The sequence below is a fragment of the Luteolibacter arcticus genome (assembly GCF_025950235.1).
In the GTDB taxonomy this organism is placed as follows: Bacteria; Verrucomicrobiota; Verrucomicrobiia; order Verrucomicrobiales; family Akkermansiaceae; genus Haloferula; species Haloferula arctica.
The window spans coordinates 28,580-45,640 of the sequence record NZ_JAPDDT010000002.1; the positions used below are offsets into that span (position 1 = coordinate 28,580).

At 64.5% G+C, this 17,061-nt stretch carries 11 protein-coding genes; 7 read left to right on the forward strand and 4 right to left on the reverse strand.

The annotated features are described in order from the left end of the window. Positions 1–2 precede the first annotated feature (2 nt). Positions 3–608, reverse strand: coding sequence for a hypothetical protein (locus OKA05_RS04920; RefSeq protein WP_264485992.1), 606 nt, complete (start codon positions 606–608; stop codon positions 3–5). A 171-nt stretch (positions 609–779) separates the two neighbouring features. Then, positions 780–2,396: an FtsX-like permease family protein gene (locus OKA05_RS04925; RefSeq protein ID WP_264485993.1), complete on the reverse strand. Its 1,617-nt coding sequence runs from the start codon at positions 2,394–2,396 to the stop codon at positions 780–782. Here OKA05_RS04925 and OKA05_RS04930 point away from each other — a divergent pair. The 4 genes from OKA05_RS04930 to OKA05_RS04945 all read left to right on the forward strand — a co-directional run bounded on the left by OKA05_RS04930 (position 2,395) and on the right by OKA05_RS04945 (position 12,076). Further along, positions 2,395–3,978 carry a sensor histidine kinase gene (locus OKA05_RS04930; protein WP_264485994.1) on the forward strand — a complete coding sequence of 528 codons (1,584 nt, stop codon included), beginning with the start codon at positions 2,395–2,397 and terminating at the stop codon, positions 3,976–3,978. The genes OKA05_RS04925 and OKA05_RS04930 overlap by 2 nt on opposite strands. 85 nt (positions 3,979–4,063) lie before the next feature. Then, positions 4,064–4,717: a response regulator transcription factor gene (locus OKA05_RS04935; protein WP_264485995.1), complete on the forward strand. Its 654-nt coding sequence runs from the start codon at positions 4,064–4,066 to the stop codon at positions 4,715–4,717. A gap of 204 nt (positions 4,718–4,921) precedes the next feature. After that, positions 4,922–7,699, forward strand: a complete 2,778-nt coding sequence (locus OKA05_RS04940; RefSeq protein WP_264485996.1) for a beta strand repeat-containing protein — start codon at positions 4,922–4,924, stop codon at positions 7,697–7,699. 111 nt (positions 7,700–7,810) lie between these two features. Next, positions 7,811–12,076 carry a hypothetical protein gene (locus tag OKA05_RS04945; protein WP_264485997.1) on the forward strand — a complete coding sequence of 1,422 codons (4,266 nt, stop codon included), beginning with the start codon at positions 7,811–7,813 and terminating at the stop codon, positions 12,074–12,076. Between the two features lie 30 nt (positions 12,077–12,106). Here OKA05_RS04945 and OKA05_RS04950 read toward each other — a convergent pair whose 3' ends face one another. Next, a complete protein-coding gene (locus OKA05_RS04950) occupies positions 12,107–12,997 on the reverse strand; it encodes a hypothetical protein (protein ID WP_264485998.1) in 891 nt (296 codons plus the stop codon). A 201-nt stretch (positions 12,998–13,198) separates the two neighbouring features. Here OKA05_RS04950 and OKA05_RS04955 point away from each other — a divergent pair, with 201 nt between their 5' ends. The 3 genes from OKA05_RS04955 (at position 13,199) to OKA05_RS04965 (ending at position 16,075) form a co-directional block, all read left to right on the forward strand. Further along, positions 13,199–14,923, forward strand: a complete 1,725-nt coding sequence (locus tag OKA05_RS04955) for a tetratricopeptide repeat protein (RefSeq protein ID WP_264485999.1) — start codon at positions 13,199–13,201, stop codon at positions 14,921–14,923. A gap of 136 nt (positions 14,924–15,059) precedes the next feature. After that, a complete protein-coding gene (locus OKA05_RS04960) occupies positions 15,060–15,755 on the forward strand; it encodes a hypothetical protein (RefSeq protein ID WP_264486000.1) in 696 nt (231 codons plus the stop codon). A 155-nt stretch (positions 15,756–15,910) separates the two neighbouring features. Beyond that, positions 15,911–16,075 carry a hypothetical protein gene (locus OKA05_RS04965; protein WP_264486001.1) on the forward strand — a complete coding sequence of 55 codons (165 nt, stop codon included), beginning with the start codon at positions 15,911–15,913 and terminating at the stop codon, positions 16,073–16,075. A 47-nt stretch (positions 16,076–16,122) separates the two neighbouring features. Here OKA05_RS04965 and OKA05_RS04970 read toward each other — a convergent pair whose 3' ends face one another. Continuing rightward, the gene (locus OKA05_RS04970; protein WP_264486002.1) at positions 16,123–16,989 is read right to left on the reverse strand and encodes a sigma-70 family RNA polymerase sigma factor; all 867 of its coding nucleotides are present in this window, start codon (positions 16,987–16,989) and stop codon (positions 16,123–16,125) included. Positions 16,990–17,061: the final 72 nt, after the last annotated feature.

The following is a 17,061-nucleotide window of genomic DNA, read 5'->3' on the forward strand; positions in this document are numbered from 1 at the left end:
GTTCAGGAGGTTTCAGTCAAAGAGCGGACGATGTAGATGCCAGTGGCATCGTCATAGCGGATGATGAGAACGGACGAGCCGCGCGGAAGCGGAGTGGAATCTCCCGCCGTGCGAGCGTTCAAAAGTAGCGGGGCACCGGAGTTCTCGACTTCGATCTGGCCTTCCCGCTCGTTCACGAAGGCAGTGCGGACGATGCCGCTGCGGCCCAGCACCGGCTTCGCGGCCTCGGGGTCATCCTGCATCAGGAGGAACAAAGGCCGGAGCGGAGAAACGGTCAGGCGGGTAAAGACGATCGCCGCCGCCAGGCCGCCGACCGAAACGAGCAGCCCCTTCCCACCGGTCAGCGCGGGATTGAACCACAGGTTCCCCAGCATCGAGCAGCCCCACAGATAGGCGATCAGGATGGACAGCACCATCATCACCGGCACGCCCTTGGCATTAAGCAGGCGCAGCGCGCCGTGCATCAACTCGCCCACCGGGTGGTCATCGCCGTGATGGCCATCGGTGCTGTCGAGATCGACGCCGAAAAGGTCGTGATCCACAGCGCCGATGATGCTCAGCAGCCAATAGATTCCCACCGGGACCAACAGGATGGTCAACGGTAGCATTGGTGTGCTGGTAGCGAGGTTCCAGATTTCCTTCACGACTCAATCATTCCAGACAAACCGCCCGGAACGCGCGACTATAAAACCGTCGCCGGTTTCAAGGCGGCGTCGGAGTTAGAGGATGTCCGGTTGTAGGGGAGGAGCCGGACATCCGCAAAAGGCACACAAGTCGTGTTAGAGGTTCCGCAGGGACTTAGCCGCATCGCTCCGGGAGGCGAAAAAGGCCGGCACGAAGGCCGCGACCGAGCACAGGACGAAGGCAGCGACCGCCACGATCAGGATTTCCATCGGCACCAGGTGAGCGGGCAACACGTCGAAGCCAAGGAATGCCTTCGCGAAGGGGTCATAGCCGAATTGGCGGAGGACCGCCTGCAAATTGCCGCGGTATTCGATGACCAGCAGCCCGAGCCCGGTTCCCAGCAGCGCACCGACGAAGCCGAGGATCATGCCCTGGTGCACGAAGACCCGGATGATCTGGCCCGGTGCGGCACCGAGCGCCTTCATCACGCCGATCTCGCGGCGCTTCTGGATCGTCACGGTGAACATCACCGCCATCATCGAAAAGGCTGACACGAGGATGATGAAGGAGAGCGCGAAATACATCATGATCCGCTGCTGCTGGAGCAGACGGGAGAAGTCGCCGAGTTCGTCGATCCAGGTGAGCGCCTGCCATCCTTCGGGCAGTTGCCGCATTAATTCATAAGAAACCGGTGTCGCCTGATAGGGATCTTGGAGCCGCACCGAGATGCCTTGCACGGCACCCTTCAGGCCGGCCAGTTCCTGCGCCAATGGCAGCGGCATGAAGATGTCCGGCGTGAGCGCCATCTGGGACGCCTTGTAAACGCCGATGACGGTGGCCTCCTTCGGCAGCACCAGTTCCTTGATGCCTTTCAGAATGGCAGCATCCATCTGCTCGACATTCGTCGTGTCGAGTTCGGCGAGGATGTCCGTCAGTTGTTTCTGAGCGCCCGCTTCGAAGAGAAGACCCTCATCCACCGTCCCCGCGCTATCGATGACCTTTAGGAAGCGTTCGAGGATCTCCTTCTCCGGATCACGCACCTCCTTTTGATAAATCTCCTCGTAGAGCGGGATGTAGATCGCATCCACATCGGCGCTGCCCAGGAACAACTGCTCGCCTCGCTTTTCCCACGGTTTGGCCAGCAGCTCCTTCACCTTGGCGAGGACGGGCGCGAATTCCTCCCGCACCGGCGGGCGCGAGGTGATCTCATAGACGTGCTTCACCTGCTCGAAGTTCCGCGCCGAATAGAGGCTCATCTTGCCACCGACGGTGATCCCGAATTGGTTGGCGATGATCGACGAGATCACGATGCGGTTGTCGAGGCCCATGTCGGCGCTGCTTCCCGCGTGGTCTTCCTGGTCAAGCATGGCGGCGATGCCGTCCACCTGGGACTGGTTCTGGGTATCGATACCCCGGAAGGACGCCGGCCGCTGGCGCGAATCCACGTCGAGCAAGGCATAGTCCTGGATGAAGGCGGTGGCCGACTCGACACCGGAGACTTTCTTCACTTCCTCAGCCGTCTCCCGCCACTCGGTGAGCGGCTCGCGGAAGCCGCCGAAGGGCGCGAACTCCAGCCGCACGTGCGGGGTGAAACCCAGGAATCGCTCCTTCACCTCCTTTTCCATCCCGGCCATCACCGACATCACCACCACCAGCACCAGCACGCCGAGCAGCACACCGGTCACCGAGATGAGCGTGACGGCGGAAAGCATCGCCCGGCGCGGATTGAGGTAGCGCCAGGCAAGCATCAGGCTGAAGGAACGTCGGGCCATGCGCTTGCCTAGCGGCGATGCCGCGGGTGGGCAAGGAGCGGGTGGCGGCAATTCCTCGTCACTCCACGCCTCGACTTCGCGATTTCACGCTTGCCCCGATCGCTTGGTCCGGATGATGGAGAGGTCGATGTGGGAGCAATCGTCCATGCCGGGCGCCATCCGGAATCCAGCAAGGCGGGTCGCGGCGGGTTGTCTGCTCGCGGGCTGGATCGTTTGCTTGCCGGCGGGCGCGGCGATCCTTTGGCAACGGCCACAGGAGACGCTGGTAAGGGACAATGGGCAGGGAGAAGACATCCTCCACGACGCGATTTCGCCACGCGACGATTCCGCCAGTGGGACGCTTTATTTCAGATTCACGGCGGACCCGCAGTCGGACGTGTTGGAAGAAGCCGCGACCCGCCAATCCTATTTGGCTGGCCTGGTGCTCTACCAGGACGGGGTCGAAAAACTCGGAATTGGGAATGCATCGCACGCCTGGGGCTTCGGCGCCTTCAGCCCGCCGTTCCGATTCCCTCGCAGCCAGCCCGGCGAACTTACCTTCAATACAGGCCAACCGGAGACGATTGCGCCCAATACCTATGAGGGACCGAGGCGCGGCGTCCGGAAAACCATCATCGTCAAAGTCGACTTCGTGCCCAACGGAGAAGACCTGGTCACCGTCTGGCTCGACCCGGACCTTTCCCCCGGTGCCACCGAGTCGTCCCAGCCCGAAAAGATCGTAACCCGATTCAAGACGGACGCCTCCTTCGACCAGCTCCGTCTGGTCCATCGCGGAACTGGCTTGGGCTGGACGTTCAAGGAGATCGCCATCGCGAACTCCTTCGAGGATTTCGTGCCGATTCCATTCTGGCGACGCGGATGGGTGATCGCACTGGCCGGGCTGGCGACGGCAGGCCTCGTCATCGGCGGGGTGGTCACACTGGAGCGGCGGCGGGCGCGGCGGCAAATGCAGGTCATGGAGCGCCAACAGGCCGTGACTGCGGAGCGGGTCCGGATCGCCCAGGATCTCCACGACGACCTGGGCGCGAAGGTCACCGAGATCGTGCTGCTCGGCGAACTGGCAAAGGGAGGCGGCACTGAAATGGACAGCGACAAGACCCAGATACGCTCGATCCTCGATGGGCTCCGGCAGCTTCATGCCAGTCTCGACGAGGCGGTTTGGTCGATCAATCCGCGGAACGATTCGCTGGCAGATCTGGTGGATTTCATCAGCGACTTCGCCCAGCGGTTCCTCCAGCACGCCGCGGTGGACTTTCATCTGGAGGTCGCCGGCGATTTGCCGCCGCTCGTCTTGTCGGCGACCCAGCGCCACAACCTCACGCTTGCCGTGAAGGAGGCGCTCAACAACGCCGTGCGCCACGCCGCGGCTACCACGATCTGGCTGCGCTTTGCCGTCGGGGACGGCCGTTTGAGCATCACCGTCGCCGACAATGGCCGCGGGATGAAAGAAGCACCGGAGAAGGCGGGCGACGGGCTTCAAAACATGCGCTCGAGGCTCCAGTCCATCGGCGGCAGCACCGAAATCACCAGCACGCTCGGGGGCGGCACTACAGTGACCTTCTGGCTGCCGCTCGCGTCATGATTTTTTGCCGGCAGGGTCGCGGTGCATCCGATCCGGAATCCAGTGTGGCGCCGATCTCGCCGACAGGCTAACTAAGGAAACAGGGATGAGCATCCGCGTTGGCATTGTGGAGGATAACCGGGGCGTGCGCGAGACGTGGGCGAAGCTGGTCGCAGCCGAGCCGGGTCTTGAGTGCGTCGGGTCCTTCGTCAACGGAGAGGATGCCCTCGCCAGCTTTCCCGGCTCCCCTCCGGATGTGGTGCTGATGGACATCCGCCTGCCGGGCATGACCGGCATCGAGTGCACCGCCCGCCTCAAGGCATTGCTGCCCCAGACGCAGATCCTCGTGGTCACGGTCTACACCGACAACGAATATCTCTTCGACGCGCTGAAGGCCGGGGCCAGCGGCTACCTGCTCAAATGCACGAACCGTGAAGAACTGGCCCACTCCATCCGCGACGTGGCGGCTGGCGGCGCGCCAATGAGTGGCAGCATCGCCCGGCGGGTGATCGAGGCATTTCACCGGCCGGCTCCCGCCCATCCCACGGCGGGCGCGCTGAGCCCACGCGAGAAGGAAATCCTCGGCCTGCTGGCCCAAGGGCTGGTGGCCAAGGACGTCGCCCGCCGGATTGATCTGAGTTATCAGACGGTGCGCGTCCATCTCCGGAACATCTACGAGAAGCTTCATGTCCACTCGCGCGACGAAGCGGTGGCCAAATACTTGCAAGGCGGCTTGACCGACGGCCGACGCCGGGAGTGAGGGATCGGCCGGGGCGCGGACGGAGGAGGAAATGAGGTGCCGCGCCGGGTGAGCGGAGGGGGGACTACCACAACCTACCTCAAGTGTTGGGTAGTCCACGGCCACTCTCTGGCCTACGAAGCTAGCTGCTTGGGCGATTCCCTCGCTTTTTGGCGGTCAAAATGCGCGTGGAAGTCGCCTTCCAAAAAACCTCCGTCTCAACCCATGAATTCCTCCTATTCCCGAGATCTTCTCACCTCCGTTGCGGCCAGTTTGCTCGTGGTGAGCGCGGCGAATGCCATCGTGACCACGCAGACTTATCAAGATGGCAACAGTCTCAACACCTGGAACTCCGGTGATACCAACTGGGATGCCGGGGTAGTCTGGACTGACGACAATGACGCCGTCTTCGGCGGGACCGGCGAGGCCATCACCGTCGGCACGGTGAGCGCCCACAACCTCACCTTCGACTCCGCCGGCTACAGCCTCGGTGGCGGCACGCTCACGCTGACCGGCACCACGCCGACCACTACCGCCAATGCCGACGCGACGATCAACTCCACCGTCGCCGGCTCGGCAGGCTTGGCCAAGGCGGGCGTGGGCGTGTTGACCCTCGGCGGCAGCAACTCTTACACCGGCACCACCAGCATCGACGGCGGGGTGCTCAGCGTGACCACCCTCGCCGCCAATGGCGGCAACTCCGGCATCGGCGCGGGAACGGATGTGACCTTGAACGGCGGCACGCTGCGCTACACCGGCGGCAACAACGGCAGCGACGCGGGAGCCAAGTTCAACCGCAATATCAGCGTCGGCGCCAGCGGCGGCACCCTCGATCTTGCAGGCACGGGCTTCCTGTTCTACGGCGGCTCGGTTTCCGGCAGCGGGGCGCTCAAGGTGATCGACAGCAGCGGCGACGCCAGCAACCGCCAGTTGCTTGTATCCGGGAACAGCGCGGGCTTCACCGGCAACTTGGAGATCGGCAATGGCTCGGCCAACAGCGGCTGGGTGCAATATCGCTCGAATGCGGCGAGCCCCTTCGGCAGCGGCACCATCACTGTGCTCACCGGCGGAGTCCTGTCTGCAGACAATGGAACCACCGGGCCCACCCTCTTGACGAACCCGATCCTGCTGAGCGGCGGCACTTTGATGGCCCAATCGTCCAACACCAACTTCAGCAACACGGTCACCGCGGTCACCGGGACCACCTCGAATTTCCAGACGCTCGCCAACGCCAACCTGCAGGTCGGCGGAGCCCTCCTCGGCGATGGCACATTGCAGAAAAACGGCGGCGTTTACTCCGTGCAGTTGTCCGGCGATAACAGTGGGTTCGCCGGTACCTACCGCCACACCGCCGACGGTGCCACCATCCTCTACACGGCGAATTCGGGCAGTGCCGCCGCGGTCTGGGACATCCCGACGGGCAGCGTCGCCAGCGCACGATTCATAGCAGGTGGGGCGAACCTGACCTACAAGCTCGGGGCCTTGTCCGGGGCCACCGGGCGGCTTGAAACGCTCGCCGGCTCGGGCAATTCGATCTTCGAGATCGGCGCGCTGAACACGGACACCACGTTTGCCGGCGCGGTTCAGAATGCCGCCGCCGACACCACTCTGGGCATCACCAAGGTGGGCACCGGCACACTCACGCTGGAGGGCACGACGCCCTACACCGGCATCACCACCGTCAGTGCCGGCCGGTTGCGTTTCAACTTCGCGGGCAACTCGCTCGGCAGCGTGGAAGTCATCAATCACTCGGAGGTCTATTTCTACCGCGGCGGGAACGGCGGGACCGTTGTCTCCAGCAAACTCAGCGGCAGCGGTACTTGGATCGTGGATGGTCCCGGAGGCGGGCCTGACCAATGGTCCAACCGCGTGATCCTGGCCGGTGTCGCCAGCGACCATACCGCCGCTATCCGTGTGATCAACGGCGGCAAACTCTGGTCGCAACCGACTTCCACTCATAATCCGATCGGCGACACCGCGAATGTCGATATCGAGTCGGCCGCGCTATTCAACCTGTATGGTCCTTTCGCCGCGAAGGAGACCATCGGCGCGTTGACCGGCAGCGGCACCGTGGACTTCTCCGACGGTGGTGGCGGCAAGGCGCTCACGCTGGAAGTCGGGGGCGGCGACAAGAGCGGCAGCTTCAGCGGCACGATCCAGAACACCGGCACCTCGAGTGGACCGACCGTTCTTTCGATTTCGAAGACCGGCACCGGCACCCAGGTGCTTGACGGCACCAACACCTACGGCGGCACCACCACGGTGAATGGCGGCACCCTGGAACTCGGCTTCAATGGTAGCCTGCGCTTCTCGCCGGGCGCCAACGGGATCGTCAACGGCATCTCCGGCACCGGCGCAGTCGTCCTCAACGGCGTCCTCGAGATCAACCTCGCGAATGCCGACCTCACCGACGGCAACTCGTGGCTGCTGGTCGATGTGGACAGCCTCACCGAATCCTACGGCGGGGACTTCCTGGTCGCCAACTTCAGCGAGATCTCTCCCGGCGTGTGGGAACTGGAAGACGGTGCCAACACGTGGACCTTCAAGGAGGCCTTCGGCACCCTCGAGCTGGCCGTCAACGACCCCTATCTGGCGTGGACCAACGCTGAGTTCCTGGGTGAAACAAACCCGGACATCACCGGCTCCGATGCCGATCCCGATGGAGACGGTGTGACCAATGGCATCGAGTTCCTGACCGGCAGCACCCCGGATGACAGCTCGTCGCACAACGCTCCCGTCATCACCCGCAATGGTAGCGGCGATCTGGTCGTCACCTTCCAGCGGGCCGATGCGGCGGAGGCTTACGAAGTAGCTATCGAGCACAGCACGACCCTGCAGGCGCCGTGGACCTCGATCATCGTTCCGAATGATGCCATCGCCGGCCCGCCGGTGACGGTGGTCGATAACGGAACGGCCCCGGACGACATCACCGTGGTGATCGCTGCCGGCGACGATCCGCGCAAGTTCGCGCGGGTCAAAATCGCGATCCCCGCCGCTCCTTGAGAAACGCCGGTCCCCTCGTGCCGGCCTCGCGAAGATGCCGGCACGAGGGACTTCTTCAATCTGCTCCCTGTCGACCCGATGCCTTCCCTCCCGCCCACGAATCTCCACCGAATGGTTCTATCCGCGGCGCTTGCCCCGCTGATCGTCACCCCGTGCTCGGCTGCCGCCACAGTCCAGGTCGAGCGGCTCAATCCCGCGCTGGCGGATTGGAAGTTCCAAACCATTCCCAAGCCATCGTTCGACGACTTGGGAAACAAGGCCACGATCGCCTTGGCCGGCGGCACGCTGCACGGATCCAGCGGTAACGTTCAGTCGCTGCTCAATGGCCGGGTCTCCTCGACGGGTGGGGCGACGTCACCGCAAACGCTTTTCTTCTCGAACGGCGCGGGTGGGAGATTCCACATCGATCTCGGCTCGGCTCAACCGGTCTCCGCGGTGGCTTCTTACTCATGGCACGAGTATGCGGCGGACCAAGGGGCGCGGGCTCCTCAGGTTTACACACTGTATGGTAGCGCCGCTGCCGCTCCGGACACCGCGAATCCCGCCACGTGGACCGAGATCGCCGACGTGGACACCCGGCCTAACAGCACGGGTACCGGATGGAACGGCCAGCACGGTGCTTATGTGAGCGATCCTTCCGGCACGCTCGGCACCTTCCGCCATCTGCTGTTAGTCGTCAGTCCCACCGGCTCGCCGTTGGAACCCGGCCATCCCGAGTGGACGGAGACCTTCTTCACCGAGATCGATGTCCATGGTCCGGGCACCTTGGCGCTTCCGGGTGTCAGCGTGGCGGTGGAGCAACGCCGGCCCGCGGATGGCACCTGGGCATTCACCAGCGTGCCGCGACCTTCCAAGTCCGATGTCGCCACGGGCGCCACGTTCCAGATTTCCGGCAACACGCTGGACGGAGCCGGTGCCCCCGGCGCGGGCACGCTCAACGGCCGCTTGCCCTCGGAGTCCAACGACCTCACCCAGTTGTCCTTCCTCACGAATGCCAACGCAACCGGCGGAAGCTTCCTCTACGACCTCGGCTCGGTTCAGCCGGTGACGGCCATCAACAGCTACTCATGGCACGAGTTCGGTGCCGACCAGGGATCCCGCGCCCCACAGGTGTACGCGCTCTACGGCAGCGCCGCGACCAGCCCGGACCCCGCCGATCCCACCGCGTGGACGAAGCTCACCGAAGTGGACACCCGGCCTAACATGTCGGGCACGGCTTGGAACGGCCAGCACGCCGCCTCGGTCACCGCCGGCAGCGGCACGCTCGGCAACTTCCGCCACGTGATGATGAAGGTGCAGCCGACCCTCTCGCCGCTGCAAGGGAACGCGGTCTATACCAACACGATGTTCGCGGAAGTGGACGTCCACACCTCGGCCACCCAGCCGCTCGCGGGGGATGCCACGATCATCGCACCGGTCGCCGTGACCGATGTCTGGATCGTCTTCAAGACGCACTTCGACCTCGGCTTCACCGACCTCGCCTCGAACGTCTTCAACAAATACCGCACCACCATGATGGACGGTGCGCTCAGCGTGATCGACGACAACCGCACCCAGCCGGCAGGTTCGCGCTTCGTGTGGACGGTGCCGGGCTGGCCCTCGGACCGGCAGATCCTCGGTCCGCTTCAGACCGAGCCCCGGCGCAGCCGCATCGATCAGGCCTTCGCCGAAGGATCGATGGCCGTCCATGCGCTGCCCGGCAGCACGCACACCGAATCGCTCGAGCTCGAGGACCTCGTGCGCGGCTTCCGCTTCTCTTCGAACATCGCCCGCAGCCACGGTCGTCCGCTGCCGGTCGCCGCGAAGATGACCGATGTGCCGGAGCACTCGTGGGTGATGCCGACCTTGCTCAAGAACGCAGGCGTGAAGTTCCTCCACATCGGCTGCAATCCTGCCTGCCAATATCCGCGCTTCCCGCAGTTATTCTGGTGGGAGGGACCGGACGGCTCGCGCGTGCTTTGCGGCTATACCATCGACTACGGCAATGGCGTGAACAAGCCGGCCGGCTGGCGCAGCCGTCACCTGCTGGCGATGATCATGACCGGCGACAACCACGGTCCGCCGACCGCCGCCGAGGTGGCCACGCTCAAGCAACAGGCCGCCACCGCCAATCCGGGCGCCACCATCCACCTCGGCACCCTCGATGATTTCGCCAACGCGGTGACCGCCGAGAACCCCGACCTCGATGTGGTCAAGGCCGACACTCCGGACACCTGGATCCACGGCACCATGAGCATGCCGGTGGAAACCAAGACCGCCCGCAATGTCCGCCCGCTGGCACCCGCGCTCGATGCGCTCGACACCCGCCTGCGCACGCTCGGCCTGATCACCCAGCCTGTCGCCGGACCTCTCGCGGACGCCTACGAGAAGAGCTTCCTCTACGGCGAACACACCTGGGGCATGAATGCCGAGTATGGACCGCGCACGCTCTACGGCAGCGCCTGGACCACTTGGCTCGCCCAAGCCGCCGCCGAACCCGAACCCGCGGGCGGCAACTACGCCGCGCTGCCCAACGGCAGCAAAAAGAAATGGCTGCGGTCCTACGAGGACCACAAGGACTACATCCGCGGCGCCTCCACCATCATCCGCACGGAACTCGACGCCCGGCTTGCCACGCTTGCGTCCTCCGTCGCCACCTCGGGCGATCGCCTCGTCGTGTGGAATCCGCTGCCGTGGACGCGCTCCGGCATCGTCGCGGTGCCGGATCAGCCGGGCAAATTCTTGCTCGCGGAGAACATTCCCGGCCAAGGCTACCAGACCTTCGATCCGGCGGATGCCGTGACCGAAACCGCCGCAACCGTGCCACCGGGTAATGTACTAGATACCCCGTACTTCACCGCCACCTTCGATCTCGCCCGCGGCGGCATCTCCTCGCTGGTGGACAAAACCACCGGCCGCCAGCTCGTCGATGCCACCAGCCCGTATGTGGTAGGCCAATTCCAGCACGAGCGTTTCAGCCGCAACGAAGTCTACACCCGCTTTTACAACAACTACTCGCGCCATGGCCTCGGCGGCTGGGCCGAGAACGACATCGCGAAGCCCGGCATGCCGGACGCCACCGCCTCGCCCTACTGGTCCGCCACGCCGCCGAACTGGGCGATTTCCGCCCGCTCCAGCGCCTTGGCCGACACCGTGGTGCTCGCCTGCACCGACACCCTCGGCCTCGCCGCCGGCTACATGCTGACCTTCACCTTCCCGCGGCATGAAGCCTTGCTCGATGTCGAGTGGGCGGTGAATGGCAAGACCGCGAACAAGATCCCCGAAGGCGGCTGGCTGTGCTTTCCCTTCGCCGCAGCCAATCCCCAGTTCACCGTCGGCCGACCGGGTGGCCCGATCAACCCCGCCACCGGCATCGTGCCCGGCGCGAACCGGCACTTGTTAGGTGTGGCCTCGGGCGTCGCGATCAACGGCGACAACGGAGCGGGCGTGGCCGTCTGCCCGCTGGACTCGCCGCTCATCAGCCTGGAGAAGCCCGGCCTGTGGTGGTGGAGTATGGATTTCGTGCCGGCCAAACCAACCGTCTTCGTGAACCTCTACAACAACATGTGGAACACGAACTTCCCGCTGTGGCAGGATGGCTCGTGGTCCGAACGGGTGCGGGTGTGGCCGCTTGCCGGCGGCACGACCCCGGCGGCCGAACTCAACGAGCGCTCGTGGGAAGCCCGGCTGCCACTGCTGGCTGCGCGCGCCACCGGTCCAGCCGGTGCCTTGCCCGCCCGCGCGCCCGGCCTGTCGCTCTCCCGCCGCGGTGCCCTCGTCACCGCCTTCGGCACCGATTCCGACGGGGTGGTCCCCGGCACCTTGCTGCGGGTCTGGGAACAATCCGGCCGCAGTGGTCCGATCAAGGTCACCCTGCCGCCCGGCTTTGGCGGAATCTCGGCGGTCCCCGTCAATCTCCGCGGCGAAGCGACCGGTGCTCCGCTGCCGTTGGACGGCGACCATTTCACTTTTTCGCTGCCCGCCTACGCGCCGGCCAGCTTCGTGATCTCCCGCGAGGTCAGCCCGGTATCCTTCGCGGATTGGCAGTCGCTTCACTTCGAGGGCACCACCGATCCCGAGGCCGCCGCCGGTGCCGATCCCGATGGCGACGGCACCAGCAACATGAACGAGTTCCTCGCCGGCACCGATCCGCTCGACTCCGGAAGCGTGCTTCGCACCACGGAGTTCAATGTCGAGTCCGGTTCATCCACCGTGAGCTGGAAAAGCGTGCCGGGAAAAATCTACCAAGTGGAGTGGTGCGCCTCGCTCGATGAGTCGTGGTCTGACTCGCTGCCCGCTTCGCGCGTCCTCGCGGATAGCGACGTGACCATCTTCACCGACCCAACGATCGGCGACGCCCCCCGCCGCTTCTATCGCATCCGGACGGTGGTCCCGTGACGACGAGAACTGTCCCCGGGCGTATGTCCGCTATTCCTCCCCGCGACGGCGGCAGCAGACCAGCGGCGACTTCCCGCCCTCGGAGACCAGGAAAAGCTCCGCACAGCTCCGGGAAAAGCAGATCGACTCGGCCTGCCGCAGGCGATGCGGCTCGAGGGCCACCGGCTCGCGGGCAAACGCCGTTTCCCAGCTCTCGCCCTGGGCTCGCGAAAAGAGGAACACGCGGAAGTAGGTCACCACCGCCGCCAGCTTTCCGTCACAACTCACGTCCAGCCCGGTCGGCTGGGTGCCGAAGGGAATCGGCGGCATCCCTGCGGCAAGCGGGTCGGTGATCTTCCCGACCTTGCGCGCGACTAGCGGCTGGTTCCCGGTGGGCTTCAGCGGCAGCTCGTAGAGAAAGGGCGGCGTGGTGCGCTTGCTGAGCAGCAGGATCTTGCCGGCCTTTTCATCGACCGCCACCGACTCGCAATCGCGCGGGCCATCCTCGTAGGTGAAGCGCACCGTCCAGGCGACCGCAGCTTCCCGGTCGGTCTCCTTTGGCTCGGCGACGACGTAAAGCTGGCACTCCGGCCGGACGGACCCGTTGTCCCCGGTGTCGGCAATCAGCAGGTAGGGCTTCCCGGCTTGGACGAAGGAGGAAAGGTCCTCCCAGTCGGTGTTCTTCACCCCTTGCACGGCCACCTTCCCGAGATCGGCACCGTCGAGGCCGGTCCGGTGCAGCTCCGCCGCGCTACCGCTGTCATTGATGATCCACAGCCGGTCGCCACGCGCCGGAGACATCGCCAAGCCGCTGGCCTCGCCGACCGCGGGCGACAACAGCGAGGCTACGGGCTCCTGGCGCACGAAAGGCAGCCCGGCGGCGACCTCCGCCCGCAGGGGCAGGGCCGTCAGGCAGAGCAATGCGAACCGGGCAAGCAGCATGAGCGTTGCTAGCCTCCGGGGGGAACTGCCGCAAGCCAGCGGGTGACGCCTCCGAAACTTCACAAATCCGAAATAATTCTTCCGGCCCCTCCGATGCCGCTGGTAGCCTAGGGAAGCGCCGCGCTGCCGGCCTGTAAATTGATGGGGCTTCCTGGAACACCCGCATCCGATCGACCGGAGAGCCGCGGCCCCCTGTTTGAGGTGCTGTTTCTCGCGGCGCTGCTGATGCTGGTCTGCTTCCTGGCATGGCCCGCCATGACCTCCGAGCCGCTGGTGGACGACTACAGCACGCTCCAGCACGTCGCCAAGTTCAAGGACTGGACCGATGCGTTCAAACCCGACGCCTTCCAGTATCTACGGCCCTTCAAGAACCTCGCCTTCTATCTCTTCCACCTTCACGGGATCCCCTCGATCGAGGCATGGCACATGGTGCCGCTCGGGGCCTACCTGATCGCCACCGTGGCGGTCTTCGCGCTGCTGCGGAGGATATCCTGTAGCCGGATCGCGGCGTGCCTCGGGACCGCCGCCTGGGCGCTGAGCCCCACAAATACCAGCACGGTCGTCTGGATGAGTTGCCTCCACATCAGCCTCGCGGTCATCTTCGTCGCCCTGTTCCTGATCGCCTACGACCGGTCGCGCGAAAGCGGCCGGTGGATCTCGTTCGGCCTTTCCTTGATTTTGCTGTTTCTCGCGCTCGCTTCTTACGAGACGGCGATCTTTGCGGTCGCGCTCGTGGTGGCACTCGACTGGATCCGGAAGCGGCCGCTCTTCAAAAAGGAGTCGCTGATCCGCTACGCCTGCTTGGGCGGGGTGACCCTCGCCTTCCTCCTGCTTCGCCAGCAGGGCGGCAGCACCCTGAACAGCCGCACCATCAACCTCGGCTTCGCGCCCGACATGCCCGCGTGGCAGTTCACCGTGGCCGCCCCGTGGTTCCTGTGGCGCCACTTCTCGATGTGGTTCGCGCCGTTCGGGCGCATCGAATTCTGCAGCACCTTTGTGTGGGGGAAATCCGCCACACCGCTGGATCTCGCCGGCGGATGGATCTTCCTCGCGCTGCTGGTGGCCGCGGTGTTCCTGACCGCGCGCAGGCTCCCTTTGTTTGCCTTCGGACTCGTCTGGTTCCTTCTGGCCAGCTTCCCGACCTCCAATCTGATCCCGCTGGGAACCGGGCCGATCGAGGACTACTACATCGTCCTCCCAGGCGTCGGACTGGCCGTCTGCATCGCGGGTCTGGCCGAGGCGATCCTCCAACACCGCAAGGCGACCGACACCGAGCCCCGGAAGCTCCGCCCCTCCCCTGCCCTCCTCGGCGCGGCCAGCCTCCTCTGCCTGCTCAAGCTCGCAGGCGTCCCGTGGTTCCACCACCAGGCGGGCCTCTGGCGCGACCCGCTGCTGCTCTACCTGCAAGGCAAGGACACCCGCACCGGCCAGTACCTGTGCAAGACTTTCGCCGCCAATATCTGCTTCTCCCGCGGCCAGTTTGCGGAGGCGAAGGAACTCGCTGCCGACGCCCGTCGCGACGCCCCGTGGTTCCACTCGGCGAGCATGACGCTGGCCGAGGTCGCGGTGAAGGAAGGCGACTATGCCGGGGCGCTTCAGATCACCGGCGAGGCCATTGAGAAGATCCCGCCGGGAAGCCGTCAGCTCAATCGCGCCCTCGTCATCCAAGGGAAGTCTCACTTCTATGCCGGTCACTTGGACCGGGCGCGGGAGAGCATCCTGACCATCCTCTCCAACTCGACCGCGCCCATGCACTTCGAGGCGACCTGGCTACTCGCCGCGATCTATCAGAAACAGGGCAACCCCGAGAAGGCCGGGCAGACGCTCGCCAAGTCGCTGGCCCTGCATCCGGATGCGAAGGCGATCATCGACGCGGCTCTCGAAAGCCTGCGTGCCGGCCAGCCGATTTCGCTGGAGGAGTCCTGACGAGTTCCCGTGGACCTTTGCCAACTGGATACCCCGGCAAGCCAGCAGGGGAATTCCTGCTCCAACCTGGTCACCGGGTTTCCCTCGACAGCGGCAGGGATCCGTCGAATCTACTAGCCGGTCTATCCTTGGTCCCATGAAGAAGCTCATTCTCGCCTTCGCCCTCCTATGCAGCGTTCCCGCAATGGGTGAGAGGAAATCCAAGTACGAAGACTATCAGAAGAAGGCCGAATCCTGGCAAAAGGCCGAGTCGGTCGATTGGCCGCTGGTCTCAAAGGAGCTGGGTGCCTACTTGACCGGCGTCATCGCCCACTTCAGCGCCAATCATACCGACGCAAAGATCTACGGAATCGTCATCGAGACCACGGAGAATTGGGATCTGTCGGTGTATCTCAATACCGAACAAGGCCTCGTCGAGGGAGTCGCCCTGTTTCGCAAGAACAGCGTCGGCTACGAAAAGAAGACCGATGACGAGATCCGCGAAACCATGGGCCGGTGGCACTATGACGCCTGGAAGTTCCGGTTCTACGAGCAGCAGTGCCCGGCCGGTAACAACAAGCTGAACGAGATTCACTATGAAGTCTTCGACAAGCTCTACGACCGGGAATCGGAGAAACCGACGGCTGCGCAAGATACCGCCGACCTGTCCCAACACTTCCAGCTCGCGTGCGCCGAAGCTATCGCCATGCTCGAGCAAAGTGCCGAGCTGAAGGCGCTTTCAAAGGCCCCCGACTTCAAGCTGCGGTTCTACGACCAGAATTCCCTGGAGTGGGGCACAGACAAGGTGATGGAAAAGGCACGCGCGAACGTGAAAAAGCGGGCGGGTGGCTAGTGTGGAAAGAATCCCGCTGATCATCGCGTTGCAATTCCGACTGTGAGCTGGGTGGCTGAGTCCGCTCGCTCAAGGACCCGGAAGATCTCAGGGAACTCGGCCACATCCTCATCGCAGCGGCGGTCGGGAACGACAACGACGCGGCAATCCGCCTGATGCAGGAGTTCTCCCTCAACAAGGACGGACAGGTGGTGATCCCGGCCACGGTGATGAAAGCCGCCGCGTTCCATGATTCGCTGAAGCAGACGCTAATCTCCCTGGGCCACCCGACGGAGCAGGTGACGCAATTGGTACCCCAGCGGCCAAGGTTGAATGAGTGAGGCCTAGCGAGGAGCATCTCCGGCGGCGCGAGTCGTTCTGCCTAAACCTAGAAGCGAATCGCGTGGCCTCCTGCGGGGAAGGAGGAAGGAGCGGGCCTGTCCTTTTCCGCGAGCACCCGCTTCATCTTCTTCAACGCCACGTTCTGAAGTTGGCGAATCCGCTCGCGGGACACGCCGAACTCGCGGCCAACGTCTTCTAGGAGCATGGGCTTCAGGCCGCGCAGGCCGAAGCGACGGTCGATGATGGTGCGCTCGCGCTCGTTGAGCACGGCGAGCATGTCATCGAGCTGGGCGTGGAGATCCTTGCTGGCCAGAACCTCGCCAGGATCTGCGGCGGCCTCGTCCGCCACAATTTCGCCGTGGACCTTCCCCTCATCGCCGGCCACCGGAGCATCGAGCGAGCTCGGGCGCTGCGAACTCTGTTTGAGGAGGGCGATCTTCTGGCGGGAAAGGCCGAGTTCTTCGGCGAGTTCCTCGTCGGTCGGTTCGCGACCGAGCGCTTCCGTCAGCATCGACTCGATCCGCCGCATGCGGGCGATCTTGTCGGCCGTGTGGATCGGCAGGCGGATGGTCTTCGACTGGTTCGCCAGTGCACGCTTGATCGAATGCTTGATCCACCACGCGCCGTAGGTGGAAAACTTGCCGCCTTTTTCCGGGTCGAAGCGGTCGACCGCGATCATCAGCCCGAGGTTTCCCTCGGAAATCAGATCGTTGATCGGGACGCCATAGCCGGAGTAGTCGCGGGCGATCTTCACCACCAGCCGCAGGTTTGCCCGGATCATGTGCGCACGTGCGTCCGCCTCACCGCGGTGAATACGCGCCGCAAGCTGGTTTTCCTCCGCCACGGTGAGGAGCGGCGTGCGGGCGATCTCGCGGAGATAGAGGTCGAGGCTGCTGTCGTTTTTCGAGTCCATGGCGGAGGTCCGGGGTGTTCTCCGGGGAGTTCGCCGCCGCGGCCGGAGCGGATTCAAATTTCCACGCGATCA